Source organism: Duganella sp. Leaf126 (assembly GCF_001423125.1).
GTDB lineage: Bacteria > Pseudomonadota > Gammaproteobacteria > Burkholderiales > Burkholderiaceae_D > Rugamonas.
This window is the reverse complement of the sequence record NZ_LMNW01000023.1, coordinates 462145-480436: the sequence shown is the minus strand read 5'-3', so window position 1 is coordinate 480436 and position 18292 is coordinate 462145. Positions and strand designations below refer to the sequence as shown.

Genomic DNA, 18292 nt, shown 5'->3' with positions numbered 1-18292 from the left:
TAATCACGTGGAGTTTGGCAATGATCTGGAACAGCGCGCATGGCCGGCCCGGTTTTCTCGATGGCGGCGGTGAAATGGGCGTACTCACGCGCGATCATGACTGGAGCGCCCACCCGCTCGGACCACCCGCCGGCTGGTCGTCGCTGCTCAAATCCACGCTGCGCCTGGTTTTGGCCAGCAACCACCCGATGTTCATCTTCTGGGGGGACGACCTTTACCAGTTCTACAACGACGCCTACCGCCGCACGCTGGGCGCCGACCGCCATCCCGCGTCGCTGGGCCAGCGCGGCGCCGAGTGCTGGAACGAGGCATGGCACATCATCGGCCCGGAACTGGCTGCGGTGATGGCCGGCGGCAGCCCTACCTGGCACGAGAACGCGCTGGTGCCGCTGACCCGCAACGGCAAGCGCGAGGACCGTTACTGGACCTATGGCTACAGCCCGATCGAGGATGAAGAGGGCGTGCGCGGCGTGCTGGTTGTGTGTACCGACGTGACCCACGACATGCGCACGCGCCAGCTGCTCAAGCAGTCGTATGTGACGGTGGTCGAATCGATGGACGAAGGGCTGGCCGTGATCCGCATCATGCTCGACGACGCCGGCCAGCCGGCCGACTACCGCTTCCTGGAAGTGAACCCGGCGTTCGAACGTCAGACCGGCCTGCTGGACGTGGTCGGCAAGACCGCGCGCCATCTGGTGCCCGGCCTCGAAGAACGCTGGTTCCAGACCTATGGCAAGGTAGCGCTGACCGGCGAATCGGTGCGCTTCCTGGAAGGGTCGGCGCCGATGAACCGCTGGTTCGAGGTGTACGCGACGCCGGTGGGACCGAGGGACGAGCTGATGGTGGCGCTGATGTTCCGCGACGTAAGCGACCGCATCCGCAGCGAGCAGGCCCTGCGCACGGCCGACCGCCGCAAGGATGAATTCCTGGCCATGCTGGCGCACGAGCTGCGCAACCCGCTGGCGCCCATCTCGGCCGCGGCCGAACTGCTGCAGCAGCCGGGGACCAATGCCGCACGGGTGCAGCACGCCAGCGCGGTGATCGGCCGCCAGGTGCGCCACATCACGGGCCTGATCGACGACCTGCTCGATGTCTCGCGCGTCACGCGCGGCATGATCCCCCTGAACACCAGTGCCACCGACCTGCTGCGCGTGGTGGCCGACGCCATCGAGCAGGTGCGGCCGCTGATCGACAGCCACGGCCACCTGCTGACCGTCAGCACGCCGCCGGCGCCGGTGCTGGTGACGGGCGACGCCAAGCGCCTGGTGCAGGTGCTGGCCAACCTGCTGAGCAACGCGGTCAAGTACACGCCGGGCGGCGGCGACATCATGCTGCGCCTCGATGCCGACGGCGCCCGCGTCAAGCTGGCCGTGATCGACAACGGCATCGGCATGACGGCCGACGTGCTGGCCCACGCGTTCGACCTGTTCGTCCAGGCCGAGCGCGAAACCGACCGCTCGCAGGGCGGCCTCGGTATCGGCCTGGCGCTGGTAAAAAGCCTGGTCGAACTGCACGGCGGCACGGTGGAGGCGCAAAGCGCGGGCCTGGGCCAGGGCAGCCGCTTCACCATCGTGCTGCCGCAGCTGGCGGCAGAAGCGGCTGACGGAGCTGCGGAAGACGCCCCTACGGCAGGTGGTGCGGCGGCCGCTGTGGCGGCAGAGGATGGGCCAGCGGCTGCAAGCTCCGGTGTGCCACCGGCTGGCGCGGCCAGCCACGCGCTGCGCGCCATGGTCGTCGACGACAACGAGGACGCTGCCGCCATGCTGGCCATGTTCCTGGAGATCCACGGCCACGCCGTGCTGATCGAGGAGGAGCCGGCGCACGTGGTGCAGAAGGCGCTGGCGTTCCGGCCGCATGTCTGCCTGCTCGACATCGGCCTGCCCGGCATGGACGGCTACGAACTGGCGCGCCGCCTGCGCGCCACGCCGGAACTCGCTGGCCTGGTGCTGATCGCCGTCACCGGCTACGGCGACGCGCAGGCCAGGCAGCAAGCCACTGCCGCCGGTTTCGACCACCACTTCGTCAAGCCGATCGACCCGGCCAAGCTGGTGGCGCTGGTGGCGACGCTGGCTTGACGGGCGCTTGCCGGAGTGGCGCGGATGTTATACCAGGTTAATGGTATTGTTTTCAGGTAATTTTCTGGTGCTTGCGCTACAATCGTCCCATGCCTATTTCTCCACCAGTCCCCCGCAGCGAGGTCGAGCGCCTCAGGGCGTTGCACGGCTTATGCCTGCTCGATACGCCCAGCGACCCCACGTTTGACGAGATGACCTTGCTCGCCTCGCAGGTCTTCGGTACCTCGATGGCGCTGATCTCGCTGGTCGACGAAGGGCGCCAGTGGTTCAAGTCGCGCGTCGGTCTGGATGTCCGCGAAACGCCGCGCTCGCACGCCTTTTGTGCCTGGGCGCTGCTCAATCCCGAGCCGCTGGTGGTGCTCGACGCCTTGCAGGACGAACGCTTCGTCGACAATCCGCTGGTGACCGGCGCGCCGTATCTGCGCTTTTACGCCGGCGCACCGCTGATCACCCAGGATGGCCTGTGCCTGGGCACCTTCTGCGTGCTCGATCCCAGCACGCGCGACGGGTTCGACGCCGGCCAGATCAAGCTGTTGCGCCAGTTTGCGCGGCTGGCCATGATGCGCGTCGAAACCCTGCGCAGCATCGGCTATACCGATCCGCTTACCCAGCTGCCCAACCGCACCCGCTTCCTGGAAGACGTGGCGCTGTGGGTGGCCGACGTGCCGGACGACGGTCGCCGCCTGTACGCTGTCGCCATCGACGTCTGCAGCCCGGCCTACCTGCAGCAGATGCAGTCGGCATTCGGCGCCGATTACGCCGACGGGTTTGTGCGCGCGGCAGCGCAGCGCGTGGCGCAGACCATCGGTCCCGCACCCGTGTACCGCATCGACAGCACGGTGATCGCCTGCGTGCTGGCAGCCGAGCACGAGGCGGCGCTGGAAGAAAAAATGGGCCTGTTGCAGCAGCGCCTGTGCGCGCCGTCGGCGCACCAGGGCATCCCCCATGCGCCGGCCATCACGCTCGGCGCGGTGTCGCTGGCGGCGCCCAATGCCGCGCTGGCCGATACGTCGCGCGCCCTCGGCGCGGCACTGGCCCACGCGCGCGCGGCGCACCGGCCCTGGGCCATCTACCACCCGCAGCTCGATGTCGCGCAGCAGCGCGCGTTTCGCATCCTGGCGGCGATCCCCGGCGCGCTCGGCGCCGACGACCAGCTGCAGTTGCACTACCAGCCGCGCGTGGACCTGGCCGACGGTACGTGCACGGGCGTCGAGGCGCTGCTGCGCTGGAACCATCCGGAACTGGGCGCGATCAGCCCTGCCGAGTTCATTCCGCTGGCGGAAAAGACCGCGCTGATCGGCGACATCACGGCGTGGGTGGTGCGCGCGGCGCTGGCCCAGGCGCAGCAATGGCAGGACGCCGGCTGGCGGCTGACGGTGTCGCTCAACGTCTCGGCCCTGGACCTGGCCACGCCCGGCTTTGCCGACATGCTGGCCAGCCTGCTGGCACACAGTCGTCTCGACCCGGCGCTGATCGAAATCGAGTTCACCGAGAGCGCCGTCGCCGATGATGCATTTCATGTCGGCATGCAGCTGCGCCGGCTGCGCGCACTGGGCCTGCAGATCGCGATCGACGACTTCGGCATCGGTTACAGCAATTTCAGCTATCTCAAGCAAATCCCCGCCACCACGCTCAAGCTGGACCAGTCCTTCGTGCGCTCGCTGCCGGCCAATATGCACGACGTGACCATTCTGTGCGCGATGATACGGCTCGGCCACGAGTTTGGCCACCGCGTGGTGGCCGAGGGCATCGAGACCGCGCAAGCGTATGAATTGCTGGCCAGCTGGGGCTGCGACGAAGGCCAGGGTTACTGGATCGCCCGCCCCATGCCGGCCGCGCAGCTGGCCGGCTGGCTGAACCCCGACTCAACCCGGTAAGGGCGGGTTGAGGGCGGTTTCGATCGCGTCGGCGGCAGCGAACAGCTGGCTTTCGGCGCCCGGGGCGCACAGCACGGAGATGCTCGGCGGCAGGCCGGTGGCCGGGTCGCGGAAGTTCCATGCCGGGATGGCGATGGCCGGCAGGTCGAGGTAGTTGCCCAGCGTGTGGGCGGTAAACAGGCCGTTGACGCCCGGTTTCAGCGATTGCCGGTTCATCTTGCCGTGGTGCGGCGCCAGCAGGCCCAGGGTCGGCAGCACCAGCACGCCGTCCGCACCGAGCATGGCATGGAAATGGGCGCGCGCGCTGGCGTAGTCGGCGGCGATGCGGGAGGCAGTAGCCTGGCGGCGCGGTTTCATCAGCGGCGCGATCAGCATCCAGGTCAGCAAGCCGTTGTCGATGGTGGGCCGGCGCAGCAGTTGCGCCGCCAGTTCGCGCCATGGCGAAAACGGCGCCTGGCCCGGCGTCGACAGCAGGCGGATCCAGGTGTCGTAAAAATCGTCGAGGATGATTTTCGGGATCTGCAGGAACAGGTGCCGCACCTGCGAAAAATCCTGGACTTCCTCGCGGTAGCCGCTGTCCGTCAGCGCCGACCGGGCTGCCGCCAGCGCCTGGCCGATGCAGGCGTCCTGCAGTGTCAGCGGCAAGCCGGCCGGCGTCACCAGCCGGCCCGATGCTGCGGCCCCCGCAGGTGCTGCCGCCAGCGGCTGGCGCGCAATGACGTCGTACACGAGGCGGGCGTCGCGCACGCTGCGCGTGAGCGGCCCCAGGCCCAGCCAGCTGCGGGTGTTGCCGGTCACCGTGGGCCAGGTGCCGGTGCCGTCGACCGCCGCCGAATGCGGCTTGAAACCGACCACGCCGCAAAACGCTGCCGGTATCCTGATCGAGCCGAGAATGTCGGAGCCGACGCCGAACACCGAGCTGCCCGACCCCACCAGCGCGCCTTCGCCACCGCTAGAACCGCCGGCCACCCGTTCCGGCGCCAGCGGATTATTGGTGCGGCCATAGCGGGGGTTATTCGATTCGGCCGTCATCGCCAGTTCCGGCACATTGCTGCGGGCGACGATCACCGCGCCGGCCGCCTTCAGGCGCCGCACGATCTCCGCATCCTGCGCATGGTGCTCGGGCGCCATGCGCCGCGAGCCGGCCGTCACTTCCTGTCCGGCCAGGCCGAACGTCTCCTTGACGCTGCACGGCAGCCCGAACAGCGGCAGCGACCGGTCGCCCTCGCGGTCCAGGCGGCGCGCCTGCAGCAACGCCTGTTCGCGGAAGATGGCGGTGGCGCCATTGAGGCGCGGCTGCTGCCGTTCCAGCACGTCCAGGTGCTGGCCGACCAGCTGTTCGGCGGTGCTGGCGCCCTGGCGCAGGGTGGCCAGCAGGCTGACGGCGTCGGGCTGCCGTATCGGTGCGGTCATGAGGTCTCTTTAAGTTGGAGGGTGAACAGCGCGCCGCCGCCCGGGCGGTTGGCGGCCGTGATCGTGCCGCCGCTGGCGCGCATGATGGACTGCGACAGCGCCAGTCCCAGGCCCACACCGGCATCGGCGCTGGCGCGCGCGCCGGTGCCGCGGAAGAAGCGGTCGAACACATACGGCAGCTCGGCCTCGGCGATGCCGGGGCCCTGGTCGGCCACGGTGAGCTGCACGGTGCCGGTGCCGGTGATGTGCGTCAGGCCGATCTCGATCGATCCGCCCGGCGGCGAAAATTTCAGGGCGTTTTCCAGCAGGTTGCGCAGCACCAGCCCCAGCGCCGCGTGGTCCACGCGCACGTCGTCGGCGATGGCCCCGCTGCAGGTCAGCGCGATGCCACGCTCGTGCGCCGGCGCTGCCATGCGCGCGATGGTGTCGCGCACCAGCGGGGCCAGCGCCACCGGCTCACCGGGCGCGCGCTCCTGGCCGGCGTCGATCCGCGCCAGCATCAGCAGTTCTTCGACCAGCGTGGTCAGGCGCTCCACCTCGTCCAGGCACGACCGCAGCGCGGCAACGTAGTCGCCGCTCTCGCGCGGGCGGCGCAGCGTGATCTCGATCTCGGCGCGCAGGCGCGAGAGCGGCGAGCGCAATTCGTGCGAGGCGTCGGCAGTAAAGCGGCGCTGGGTCTCGAAGGCGCCCTCGATCCGCTCCAGCATGGCGTTCAGGGTGGTTACCAGGTGGCCGATTTCGTCGTCGCCGCCGGGGTGGGGCAGGCGCCGGTCCAGGTGGTTGTCCTCGATCCGGCCGGCCTGCTCGACGATGTTCTCGATCGCCACGAACAGCTTGCGCGACAGCCGCGCGCCGGCCCAGCCCAGCGCCGCCATCAGCGCCACCGCCATCGCGGCAAACAGCAGCGCCGCCGAGCGCAGCGTGCTGTTGGCGTCGTCGAGCGACCCGGCTACCTGCACCGCGTACAGCCGGCCCTTGACCCGCGCCGGCACCGACACCATGCGCAGCGGCTCCTCGCTGGTGTCGGGCAGGGTCTCGAACACCGTGCGGCCGGCCGCCAGCTGGTCGAGCAGGTGGGACGACGCCGGCAGGTCCTCGGTGCCCAGGTTGCTGCTGCGGGCCAGGATCCAGCCCTGCTGGTCGATGATCTGCACCAGCCGGTCGAGCCGGGTGAGCGAGGGCGGGGCGCTGCCTTGCGGCGCCTCGTGCACGCGGATCACGGCGCCGTCGCCGTCGGTCAGCATCGCCGCCTCGGCTTCGGCCAGCGCCAGCAGCGCGGTATCGAGCTGGCGGTTGACCGATTGCGACAGCACCCACCAGCCGGCGCCCGCCGTGGCCCCGACGGCCGCCAGGATCGCCAGCAGGTGCACGGTGATCAGGCGCTGGCGCAGGCTAAGCATCGCCCGCATCCCCCGGCGGCACCAGCCGGAAGCCGCGTCCGCGCACGGTCTCGATCAGCGGCGCGGCGCCCGGCGTATCGACCTTGCGGCGCAGGTTCTTGATATGGACGTCGATCAGGTTGTCGATCGCAATCAGGTCCGCATGCCACACCTGTTCCGCCAGCTGCAGGCGGGTGACCACCGTGCCCGCATGGCGCATCAGCAGTTCGAGCAGCGCATATTCCTTGGTGGTCAGGGCGAAGTCGGTGCCGGCGCGGATGGCGGTGCGGGTGCGGGCGTCGAGCGTCAGGTCAGCCACCCGCAGCACGGCCGGCTGGGCGCGGTCGAAACGGCGCAGCAGGGCGCGCACACGCGCCAGCAGTTCGTCGAACACGAACGGTTTGGTCAGATAGTCGTCGGCGCCGGTATTGAGGCCGGTGATGCGGTCGGCCACGGCATCGCGCGCGGTCAGCATCAGCACCGGCAGGTCGTGACCGGCCTGGCGCCACTCCGCGCACAGGGTCACGCCGTCTTTGCCCGGCATCATCCAGTCGAGGATGGCCAGGTCGAAGCCGGCCGGCGCAGCCGCTTCCTGCGCGTCGTGGGCGACGCGTACCCTGAAGCCTTCTTCCTCCAGGCCGCGCGCCAGCAGGCGCGCCGCTTTGTGATCGTCTTCTACCAACAGGATGTGCATGGGTGTCCTCGCCGAGAGCCCGAGTATAGCAGCGCGCCGCGCGTCGCTTCCTGAAGAAGAATTCAGGATGCAGTGCAGCATAAATTCGTACCATGACGGCCGTTGCTTCAGGAGAGTCGTCATGAAAAAAAACCACTACACTTCGCCGGACCGCCGCTGGTCCCGCTTCGTCCCGGGTCCGCTGATGCTGGCCATCCTGATCGGCGTGGCGCTGACCGGCTGGGGCACGCGCCACCTGTACCTGTCGCAGGCTGTTGCCGCGGCGGGACCGGACGCCGGGCCGGCCCCCGCGCTGGTGCACGACGCCGACGGCATCACGGTGCCGGCCGGCTCGCCGCTGCGCCGTTCGCTGGCGGTGGCGCCGGTGGCGTCGCACAGCCTGGCGGCGCCGTTCGTGCTGCCCGCTGCCGTGGAAGCCGATCCCGCGCGCCTGGTCAGGATCACCACGCCGATGGCCGGGCGCGTCGTCCGCCTCAACAAGCAGCTCGGCGATGCGGTCAAGGCTGGCGACATCCTGTTCGTGATCGACGCCCCCGATTTTGCCCAGGCAGGCGCCGATGCGGCGCGGGCGCAGGCAGCGCTCACGCTGGCGGCGGGCAACCTGGCGCGCCAGCAGTCGCTCGACCATGAACAGCTGACTGCGCGCCGCGACCTGGAGCAGGCGCAAAACGACTTTGCCCAGGCTGCGAGCGAGTCGGCGCGCGCCACCGCCCGGCTGCGCCAGAGCGGCGCCGGCAACGCCAGCGGCGCCAGCGCGCTCGATGTGAAAAACGGCACGCTGGCCGTACGCGCGCCGTTTGCCGGCCGCGTGGTCGAGCTGTCGGCCGCGCGCGGCATGTACTGGAACGACCCCACCGCGTCGCTGATGACGGTCGCCGATCTGTCGCAGGTCTTTGTTGCCATCAACGCCCAGGAAAAGGACCTGGCGCAGGTCTATGCCGGCCAGTCCGCCAGCATCCGCTTCGACGCGTACCCGCAGCCGCTGCAGGGCACGGTGCGCTACGTGGGCGAGATGCTCGATCCCGATACCCGCACCGTCAAGCTGCGGGTGCCGTTCGATAACCGCGACGGCCGCCTCAAGCCCGGCATGTTCGCCAGCGCCACCCTGCTGGCGCGCCCGCGCCCGGCCATCCTGGTGCCGCTGACCGCGGTGGTGCAGGGCGGCTTTGCCAGCCGCGTGTTTGTCGAGACCTCGCCGTGGCACTTTGCCGCGCGCGAGGTGACGCTGGGCGCGCAGGTGGGCGACAACGTCGAAGTGCTGTCCGGCCTTGCCGCCGGCGCGCGCATCGTGGTCAAGGATGGAGTGCTGCTCAATGATTGATCGTCTCGTCCAACTGTGCTTCAACAAGCGCGGCATGGTCGCGCTGATCTTCCTGCTGGCCACCCTGTACGGCGCCTATTGCTGGACCGAGCTGCCGCTGGAAGCCTATCCCGACATCGCCGACACCACCTCACAGGTGGTGACCCAGGTCAATGGCCTGGCGGCCGAGGAAGTCGAGCAGCAGATCACGATTCCGCTCGAGCGCGAAATCATGGGCACGCCGGGCATGCACGTGATGCGCTCGAAGTCCACCTTTGGCCTGTCGCTGATCACGGTGGTGTTCGACGACGGCGCCGAAGACTACTGGTCGCGCCAACGCCTGCAGGAACGCATCGCCGGCGTCACGCTGCCCTATGGCGCCCAGCCGTCGCTCGATCCGCTGACGTCGCCGATCGGCGAGATCTACCGCTACACGCTGGAGTCGCCGTCGCGCAGCCTGCGCGAGCTGTCCGAATTGCAGCGCTGGACCGTGGTGCCGCGCCTGAAACAGGCGTCCGGCGTGGTCGATGTGACCAACTTCGGCGGCGTCACCACCCAGTTCCTGATCGAGTTCGACCCGGGCCAGCTGACCAAGTACAGCGTATCGCTGGCGCAGATCACGCAGGCCATCTCGGCCAACAACGCCAACGCCGGCGGCAGCATCCTCACGCGCGGCGAGCAGGGCATGGTCGTGCGCGGGGTGGGCCTGATCCGTGGCCTCGATGACCTGGGCAATATCGTGGTCGCCCAAAAGGAGGGCGTGCCGGTGCTGGTCAGGGATCTGGGCAAGGTCACGCTGGGCCAGCAGGAGCGTCACGGCATCCTGGGCAAGGACCACGTGGCCGATACCGTGTCCGGCATCGTGCTGCTGCTGAAAAACGAGAACCCGTCGCGCGTGATCGCCGGCGTGCATGACGCCGTGGCCGACCTGAACCAGCACCTGCTGCCCAAGGACGTCAAGGTGGTGGCGTACATGGACCGCAGCTCGCTGGTGGAAGCGACCGTGCACACGGTGGGCAAGACGCTGGTCGAAGGCGTGGTGCTGGTCACGCTGGTGCTGGTGCTGTTCCTGGGCAGCGTGCGTGCCGCGCTGATCGCCGCGGCGGCGATCCCGGTGTCGCTGATGACGGCCTTTATCCTGATGCACCACTTCAAGGTGCCGGCCAACCTGCTGTCGCTGGGCGCGATCGACTTCGGCATCATCGTCGACGGCGCCATCTTCGTGCTGGAAGCGATCCTGCGCCGCCGCGAAGAGCAGCCCGAAGGCTTGCTGGCAGAGGGCGACGCGATGGCTGCGACCAGCCAGGTGATGAAGCCGACCTTGTTCGGCATGCTGGTGATCATGGTCGCCTACCTGCCGCTGTTCGCCTTCCAGCGCATCGAATACAAGCTGTTCTCGCCGATGGCGTTCGCAGTCGGCTTCGCGCTGCTGGGCGCCTTGCTGATGACGATGATGGTGATTCCGGGCCTGGCCCACTGGGCTTTCCGCAAGCCGCGCAAGATTTTCCATAACCCGCTGCTGGGATGGCTGATGCCGCGCTACGACGCGCTGCTGCAACGGCTGGTCGGCAAGACCACGCTGGTGCTGGCGCTGGCGGGCGCCACGCTGGTGGCGGTGGTCGTGCTGGGCGGCGCCATCGGCCGCGATTTCCTGCCGGCGCTGGACGAAGGCTCGATCTGGCTGCAGGTCACGCTGCCGCCGGGGATTTCGCTCGACAAGGCGACCCGCATGGCCGATGCGCTGCGCGAAGCCACCCTGAAGGAGCCACAGGTGGCGCACATCGTCACCCAGCTGGGACGCAACGACGAGGGCACCGATCCGTTCACGCCGTCGCACATCGAGTGCGCGGTCACGCTCAAGCCCTACGACCAGTGGCCATCCGGCATGGCCAAGCAGGACCTGGTGGACCGGCTGGCCGCGCGCTACCGCGCCTTGCCCGGCACCGATGTCGGCTTCTCGCAGCCGATGATCGACGGTGTGCTCGACAAGCTGGCCGGCGCCCACAGCGACCTGGTGGTGAAAGTGTACGGCGACGATTTCCAGCAGACCCGCAAGCTCGCCGGCGCGGTCGAACACCTGCTGCGCACCGTGCCGGGCGCCCAGGACGTGATCATCGACCAGGAGCCGCCGCTGCCGCAGGTGCGCATCGACGTCGACCGCGCCGCTGCCGCACGCCTCGGCATCAACGTGGCCGACGTGATGGCGCTGATACAGACCGGTATCGGCGGCAGCCCGGTGGCCCAGGTGTACGTGGGCGACCGCAGCTACGATGTCGCGGCGCGCTTTGCCGGCGCCGCCCGCAGCGACCCGCAGGCGATCGGCAACCTGGTGCTCACCGCCGCCAACGGCGCCCACGTGGCGCTGTCGCAGGTGGCCCATATCGGCATGGCGCAGGGCGAGACCACCATCACCCGCGAGATGAACCGGCGCCACCTGACGGTGCGCACCAACCTGCGCGGACGCGACCTGTCGTCGTTCCTGGCTGAAGCGCAGGGCCGCATCGCGCGCGGGATCCCGTACGACCATGCGCGCTACCAGATCACCTGGGGCGGCCAGTTCGAGAACCAGCAGCGCGCCCAGGCGCGCCTGGCGGTGATCGTGCCGGCGGTGCTGGCGCTGATGTTCGTGATGCTGTTCTCGGCTTTCGGCAACCTGCGCCAGCCGGCGCTGATCCTGATGGTGGTGCCGCTGTCGCTGCTGGGCGGCCTGGTGGCGCTGCAGCTGCGCGGCATGACGCTCAACGTCTCGTCGGCAGTCGGCTTCATCGCGCTGTTCGGGGTGGCCGTGCTGAACGCGGTGGTGATGCTGTCCAACCTCAATCGCTGGCGCGCGCTGCTGCCGGACGATTTGCGCGGCGCCGTCATCAGGGGCGCCAGCGAACGGGTGCGCCCGGTGCTGACCACGGCGACCGTGGCGGCGCTGGGGCTGGTGCCGGCTGCCCTCGCGCATGGCCTGGGCAGCGATGTCCAGCGTCCGCTGGCCACCGTGGTGGTGGGCGGACTGGTCACGGCCACCGCGCTCACGCTGGTGCTGCTGCCGGCACTGTATTACATGATCGAACACCGCCTGGCCGCGCGAGCAGCGGTGCAGGCACCCGCAGGAGTATCCGCATGAAAAAAGTCATCGCCGCCCAACTGGTCGCCATCGCGCTGACCGTCCTGATCGCCGGCTGCGCCGCCGGTCCCGACTTCGTCGCGCCTGCCGCACCCGCGGCGCAGCGCTACACCGCCCAGGTGCTCGACGGCGAAGCGGCCAAGCCGCGCGACACGCAAAAGCTGGCGGCCGGGCAGGACGTGCCGGTGCGCTGGTGGACCGGCTTCGGCTCGCAGCCGCTGACCGCGCTGGTGGATGCCGCGCTGGCCGCCAATCCCGACCTGCAGGCAGCACAGGCGGCGCTGCTGGCGGCCCGCGAAAACGCCGCCGCCCAGCAGGGCTTGTGGTGGCCGGACGCCACGCTGCATGTCACGCCCACGCGCCAGCGCGTGGCTGCCACGCTGTCGAGCCCCACGGCGTCGAACGTCAACCTGTTCTCGCTGCACACGGCGCAGCTCAATGTCGGCTACACGCCCGACGTGTTCGGCGGTGTGCGGCGGCAGGTGGAGGCGGCCGGCGCCCAGGTCGATGTGGCGCGCTACCAGGCCGACGCTGCGCGCCTGACGCTGGCGGCCAACGTGACGCTGGCCGCCATCAACGAAGCGGCCTTGCGCGCGCAGCTCGACGTCACCCGCGAACTGGCCGACCTGGCGCGCCGCCAGCTCGATGCCACGCGCGCCATGCTGCGGGCCGGTCAGGTAGGCACGGCCGACGTGGCGGCGCAGGAAACGGCACTGGCGCAGGCCGAAGCGGCGGTGCCGCCGCTGGAAAAACAGCTGGCCCAGCAGCGCAATCTGCTGGCCGTGCTGGGCGGACGCATGCCTGCCGATGGCACCGGCGCCGGGGCAGTGGACTTCAACACCCTGGTCCTGGCCGACACCTTGCCGGTCAGCGTGCCGGCGCGGCTGGTGGAGCACCGTCCCGACATCCGCGCCGCCGAAGCGCAGCTGCATGCGGCCAGCGCCGACATCGGCGTGGCCATGGCCGCCCGCCTGCCCAATATCGCGCTGACCGCCACCTTGGGCAGTACGGCGCTCAGCGCCGGTACCCTGTTCAAGTCCGGCACCGGTCTGTGGAGCATCGGCGCCGACCTGGTGCAGCCGCTGTTCAAGGGCGGCGCCCTGCTGCACCAGCAGCGCGCGGCCGAAGCGGCCTACACCGAGGCCTCGTTCCAGTACCGCAGCACGGTGCTGACGGCGTTCCAGAACGTGGCCGATGCGCTGCATGCGGTCGATGCCGACGCCCGCGCGCTGCACAGCGCGGAAGCGGCCGAGCAGGCAGCACGCCGCAGCCTCACCATCACCGAGCGCCAGTGGCAGCTGGGGGCGCTGGCGTTTCCGGCCGTGCTGCTGGCGCAGCAGTCGTGGCAGCAGGCCAGCGTGGCGCTGATCGCGGCGCGCGCCGCGCGCTACACCGATACGGTCGGGCTGTACCAGGCGCTCGGCGGCGGCTGGACCGATGCCGGCGACGCGACTATCGCTGCCCGTCCCTGACGAACAGCGCGGTGGCAACGCCCACCGCGCACAGCGCCATCACATACCAGGCCGGCGCCAGCGGCGCCGTCTTGAGCAGCAGCGTGACCATCACCGGGGTCAGGCCGCCGAACACGGCGTAAGCGAGGTTGTACGAGAACGACAGCCCGGAAAAACGCACCGGCGCCGGGAACGCGCGCACCATCACGGCCGGCACCACGCCGACCACGCCCACCGCAAGGCCCAGCAGCGCATACAACGGCAGCAGCAGGTCCGGCCGCACCCGCAGCGTGGTGTAGAACGCATAGGTGCACACGGCCAGCAGGACGGCGCCCGCGACCAGCACGCGCTGCGCGCCCAGGCGGTCTGCCAGCGCGCCGGCTGCCACGCAGCCCACGGCCAGGCACAGGGTGGCGGCGGTATTGGCCATGAGCGCGGTACGGGCGTCGACACCATAGCCTTTCTGCAGCAGTGTCGGCGTCATCAGGATCACCACGACGATGGCGGCCGAGAGCATCCAGGTCAGCAGCATCGACACGGCGACCGCCCCGCGATGTTCGCGCAGCACGGTCTTGAGCGGCACCTCGGCGGCCAGCGCCTTGCGCTGCTGGAGTTCGGTGAAGACCGGGGTTTCGTGCAGCCAGCGGCGCAGGTACATGGCGCCCAGGCCGAATAGCCCGCCCAGCAGGAACGGCAGGCGCCAGCCATAGGCCAGCACCTGCTGCGGGGTGAACACGCTGTTGACGGCGGTGGCCATCAGCGAGCCGAGCAGGATGCCCATGGTCAGGCCGGCGGTGAGCGTGCCGCAGGCATAGCCGATATGGCGCGCCGGCACATGCTCGGCGACGAACACCCAGGCGCCCGGCACCTCGCCGCCCACCGCCGCCCCCTGCGCCACGCGCAGCAGCAGCAACAGCAGCGGTGCGGCCAGGCCGATGGCGGCATACGTGGGAAGCAGGCCGATCAGCAGCGTGGGCACGGCCATCAGCAGGATCGACAGGTTGAACATCTTCTTGCGGCCGAGCAGGTCGCCGAAATGGGCCATCACCATGCCGCCCAGCGGGCGCACCACGTAGCCGGCAGCGAAGATGCCGAAGGTCTGGAACAGGCGCAGCCAGTCGGGCATATCGGGCGGGAAGAACAGGGCGCCGATGGTGGTGGCGAAAAAGACGAAGATGATGAAGTCGTAGAACTCCAGGGCGCCGCCAAGCGCGGCCAGCGCCAGGGTCTTGTAGTCCTGGCTCACCAGGGGGCGGGCGGTGGTCCGTGCGGTGTCCGGCATCGATGGTGTCTCGCTATTGTAAGTGGTTCGAACAGTAGCGCCATTCTAAGCCGGAAACCATGTCATCGAGTCAAGCCATCGCCTGCGGGCAGGATGCTAGGTCCAGAAATGCGACAGGTCGCCCAGGTTCCAGGTATCCGGTTCCTCGTAGTTGGCGATGCCATCGGCGCTCTGGTTGTGCATCAGGTCCACCGTTTCGGGCGCGACGTGCATGTCCTTGCGGATCGAGAAAAACACCCGCACCACGGGTGCCAGCAGCGAACCGCTGTTGTCGATGACCACGGCCAGGCGCTCGGAGCGCAGCCGCACCAGGCTGCCGAGCGGATAGATGCCGATGCACTTGACGAAGGCGGCGAACACCTGGGCGTCGAGGTGGCCGCTGCGGGCCCATTCGGCCATGCGCCGCAACGACACGGCCGGGCTCCATCCTGCCTTGTACGGACGGTTGGAGGTGATGGCGTCGTAGATGTCGCAGATCGCGCCCATGCGCGCGTGCAGGCTCAGTCGGTCGCCGCTGAGGCCATGCGGATAGCCGCCGCCATCGACCCGTTCGTGGTGGTGCAGGCAGACGTCGAGCACCACCGGGCAGGTGACGCCCGACCGCTGCAGCAGCGCGTGGCCGGCCAGCGCATGCTGCCTGACACAGGCGAATTCGTCGTCCGTCAGCTTGCCCGGCTTGTTCAGCACCGTGGTCGGCACGGCCATCTTGCCCACGTCGTGCAGCAGGCCGGCCATGCCGCAGCGGTGGACGTCGTCTTCGTCGAGTCCCAGCTGGCGCGCCAGCGCCACCATCATCGCGCATACCGCCACCGAATGCAGATAGGTGTAGTCGTCGGCCTGTTTCAGGCGCACCAGGCTGATGAGTGCACCGGTATTGCGCAGCACCGAAGCGGCGATATCGTCCACCACCGGCGCGGCGCGGTCGGCGTCGATCATGCGGCCCATGCGGATGTCCGCAAACATGTCGGCCACGGCGCGGCGCGACTCGGCGATGACGCGCGCGGCGCGCGCCAGTTCTTCGGCCGTGCCGGTGGTGGGCGGTACCCGCTTGGGCAGCGGCGCCGGCGCTGCGACTGGTGCGGGGTCTGGCTCTGGCTCAGGCGCTGCGGCTGGCGTTTCAGGCGTTTCGGACGGCGCCTCCGCTTCCGGCGCAGGCGCCGCCGGCCGCACGTCGGCACCCTTGCTGGTATCGATCCACACCTGTCGCACGCGGCCGCTCTGCAGCCTGGCCAGGTCGATCAGGCTGTCGATGTTGAAGGAATTGCTCCAGAACGGGTTGTCGAACCAGGAACCGCAGACGGCGTGGACGTGCATCCCGAGCGCCAGCTGGTCGATCGAAATTTTCTTGAGCATGATGCGTGATGGTCGTTAAATTCAGTGATTTTAACGATTGTAGCAAATTACGCTAATTTCTTATTGGAATTTTTAATTGTGCGCCAGTATGTGAGGGGGGCCGTCGTGACGATACAGCGGCGGAATTTTTAATTGTGCGGCGGTATGGGAGGGGCATCCGTCCCGGTACAGCGGCGGATGGCGTCGGCAAACGCGGCGGCCGTGAACGGCTTGGTCAGATAGGCGTCGGCGCCGGCGTCGAGGCAGCGCGCGCGGTCGCCTTCGATGGCGTTGGCGGTCAGCGCGATCACCGGGGTACGCGGCCAGCCGCTGGCCGTTTCCTGGGCGCGCAGGCGGCGACACGCTTCATAGCCATCCATGACCGGCATCATGCAGTCCATCAGCACCAGGTCGTAGCGGCGCACGGCCAGCGCAACCAGCGCCTGCTGGCCGTCGTGGACTTCGTCGACAGTCCAGCCGAGCTTACCCAGCAGGATGCGCGCCAGCTGGCGGTTCATTTCCGTGTCTTCCACCAGCAGTGCGTGGCCCTGATGGGCCGGCGCCGGCGCCGGATCGGCTGGCGCTTGCGCGATGTCGGCCGGTGCCGGCACCAGGCGCGCCGGCAGTTCGAAGCTGAACGTCGAGCCCTGGGCCGTCACGCTGGTGCAGGCGATGGCGCCCCCCATCAGCTCCACCAGGTGCTTGCAGATGGCCAGGCCCAGGCCCGTGCCGCCGTAGCGGTTGGCGATGCTGCTGTCGGCCTGGCGGAACGGCTCGAACAGGTGACGCTGCGCCGCTTCGCTGATGCCGATGCCGCTGTCGGTGACGCTGTAGCGCAAGCGCCAGTGCGCGGCATCGTCGTCGGCGCCCGGCGCCATGGCCTGCAGGCCGATACCGACCGTGCCGGAAGGGGTGAACTTGATGGCGTTGTTGACCAGGTTGCCCAGGACCTGGCGCACGCGCGCCGGATCGCCTTCCACCCAGCCGGGCAGGCTGTCCACGTCGGTCGTCAGGCGCAGCTGCTTGCGCGCGGCGCTTGCCTGGTGCAGCGCTGCGACCTGGGCGATCAGCTCGGCTGGCGCGTAGGCCTGCCGTTCGAGCTGCATATGCCCGCCTTCGACCTTCGAGAAATCGAGCACGTCGTTGATGATGTGGAGCAGCTCCAGCGCCGCGTGATGCACATTGCTGGCATAGGTGCGCTGGGTGGCGTCGAGCCGGGTATCGAGCATCAATTCGCTCATGCCGATGATGCCGTTCATCGGCGTGCGGATTTCGTGGCTGGTGACGGCCAAAAAGCGCGACTTGGCGGCGTTGGCCGCATCGGCTTCCGCCTTCAGGGCCAGCGCGTGGCGCGCGTCCTCTTCGCGGCGCTTGAGCAGATAGCCCATCAGCACGAAGGCCACCAGCACCGCGATCATGCTGGGCAGGACCACCGCGCCCAGCATGTGCAGGTTGTTGCGCCAGCCGGCCAGCAGCAGCTCCTCGGTGATGGTGGCGTTGATGATCAGCTGGTAGTCGCGCACCGCGCGCACGGCGCCCATGCGCTCCACCTCGCGGTTGCCGTCGGCCGAGCGCGGGCTCTCGGTCAGCACCACGTCGTGCTGCTTGCCGGCGCTGATCACGCGGTAGGTGGCGCCGCCCAGGTTCTGCTTGCCCATCATCGACTCGCGCAGCGGCCAGCGCGCCAGCAGCGTGAAGTCGCTGCGGTACAGCGAGATGGCAGCGTGCTCACCGAGGCTCACGTTACGGAAAAATTCGCTGAAGAAGTCGCACGAGACGCCGACCAGGATCACGCCGGCGAAGCGGCCGGCTTCGTCGTTCAGGCGGCGGCTCACATAGAAGGTCCAGGTCTGGTTGCCCTTGTTGCGCACCGGCGTGGAAAGAAAGGGCTTGGGCGTATCGTTGTGGACGTGGTACAGGAAGTAGTCGCGGTCGGCCAGGTTGATCGGCGGGGCCGGATGGCTGCGGGTGAAGTTGATCACGTCGCCGTTGGCGGCGATGATGGTGGCCACACCGATCTGCGGCGACACGCTCAGCCGGTCGCGCAGCGCCTGGTACATGCGCGCGCTGCCGAACGCCGCACGCCGGGCTTCGGGCGACGGGCCGGCGGTTTTCGCGGCGTCGGCCACCAGCGCGTCGATGCTGTCGAGCACCTGGTAGGTGGAACTCATGGTCTGGGCGGTATTTTCGGCCAGTACCAGGGTCAGGTTGTCCAGCTCGTCGCGCCAGTCGGCGATTTCATGGACGTACAGGCGCCAGCTGACCAGCGCAGTGGTCGCGCCGAGCATGGCCAGCAGCACCACGCACACGATCACGGTGGCGCGGCGCGCGGTCATGCCGGACCAGAGGCGCCGGGTGACGGTCATGGCTGTTC

General features: G+C 69.0%; 11 protein-coding genes. 5 read left to right on the top strand and 6 right to left on the bottom strand.

Annotated elements, in window-relative coordinates:
* The first annotated feature begins 20 nt into the window (after positions 1-20).
* Positions 21-2075, top strand: coding sequence for an ATP-binding protein (locus tag ASF61_RS13210; protein ID WP_056156503.1), 2055 nt, complete (start codon positions 21-23; stop codon positions 2073-2075).
* Positions 2076-2164: 89 nt separating this feature from the next.
* On the top strand, positions 2165-3952 hold the full coding sequence (locus ASF61_RS13205) for a sensor domain-containing phosphodiesterase (protein ID WP_056156500.1): 1788 nt from the start codon (positions 2165-2167) through the stop codon (positions 3950-3952).
* Here the strand turns inward: ASF61_RS13205 and ASF61_RS13200 are convergent.
* The 3 genes from ASF61_RS13200 to ASF61_RS13190 are packed head-to-tail and all read right to left on the bottom strand — an operon-like array spanning position 3941 to position 7438.
* A complete protein-coding gene (locus ASF61_RS13200; protein WP_056156498.1) occupies positions 3941-5365 on the bottom strand; it encodes an amidase in 1425 nt (474 codons plus the stop codon). The genes ASF61_RS13205 and ASF61_RS13200 overlap by 12 nt on opposite strands.
* Complete coding sequence (locus ASF61_RS13195; RefSeq protein ID WP_056156619.1) at positions 5362-6765, bottom strand: cell wall metabolism sensor histidine kinase WalK; 1404 nt, start codon at positions 6763-6765, stop codon at positions 5362-5364. Before ASF61_RS13195 ends, ASF61_RS13200 begins: the two co-directional genes overlap by 4 nt.
* Positions 6758-7438 carry a response regulator transcription factor gene (locus ASF61_RS13190; RefSeq protein WP_056156496.1) on the bottom strand — a complete coding sequence of 227 codons (681 nt, stop codon included), beginning with the start codon at positions 7436-7438 and terminating at the stop codon, positions 6758-6760. The genes ASF61_RS13195 and ASF61_RS13190 overlap by 8 nt, the downstream gene beginning before the upstream one ends.
* 121 nt (positions 7439-7559) lie before the next feature.
* Between ASF61_RS13190 and ASF61_RS13185 the strand changes: the two genes are divergently transcribed.
* The 3 genes from ASF61_RS13185 to ASF61_RS13175 are packed head-to-tail and all read left to right on the top strand — an operon-like array spanning position 7560 to position 13325.
* Positions 7560-8759: an efflux RND transporter periplasmic adaptor subunit gene (locus tag ASF61_RS13185; protein ID WP_056156494.1), complete on the top strand. Its 1200-nt coding sequence runs from the start codon at positions 7560-7562 to the stop codon at positions 8757-8759.
* On the top strand, positions 8752-11853 hold the full coding sequence (locus ASF61_RS13180; RefSeq protein WP_056156492.1) for an efflux RND transporter permease subunit: 3102 nt from the start codon (positions 8752-8754) through the stop codon (positions 11851-11853). The genes ASF61_RS13185 and ASF61_RS13180 overlap by 8 nt, the downstream gene beginning before the upstream one ends.
* Positions 11850-13325, top strand: coding sequence for an efflux transporter outer membrane subunit (locus ASF61_RS13175; RefSeq protein ID WP_082491587.1), 1476 nt, complete (start codon positions 11850-11852; stop codon positions 13323-13325). Before ASF61_RS13180 ends, ASF61_RS13175 begins: the two co-directional genes overlap by 4 nt.
* Here the strand turns inward: ASF61_RS13175 and ASF61_RS13170 are convergent.
* The 3 genes from ASF61_RS13170 to ASF61_RS13160 form a co-directional block, all read right to left on the bottom strand.
* Complete coding sequence (locus tag ASF61_RS13170; RefSeq protein WP_056156488.1) at positions 13306-14586, bottom strand: MFS transporter; 1281 nt, start codon at positions 14584-14586, stop codon at positions 13306-13308. The two genes, ASF61_RS13175 and ASF61_RS13170, sit on opposite strands and share 20 nt — an antisense overlap.
* Before the next feature lie 96 nt (positions 14587-14682).
* Positions 14683-15939, bottom strand: coding sequence for an HD-GYP domain-containing protein (locus ASF61_RS13165; protein WP_056156486.1), 1257 nt, complete (start codon positions 15937-15939; stop codon positions 14683-14685).
* 128 nt (positions 15940-16067) lie between these two features.
* Positions 16068-18284 (bottom strand): ATP-binding protein, encoded by a 2217-nt coding sequence (locus tag ASF61_RS13160; protein ID WP_056156483.1) that lies wholly within the window; start codon positions 18282-18284, stop codon positions 16068-16070.
* Positions 18285-18292 lie beyond the last annotated feature (8 nt).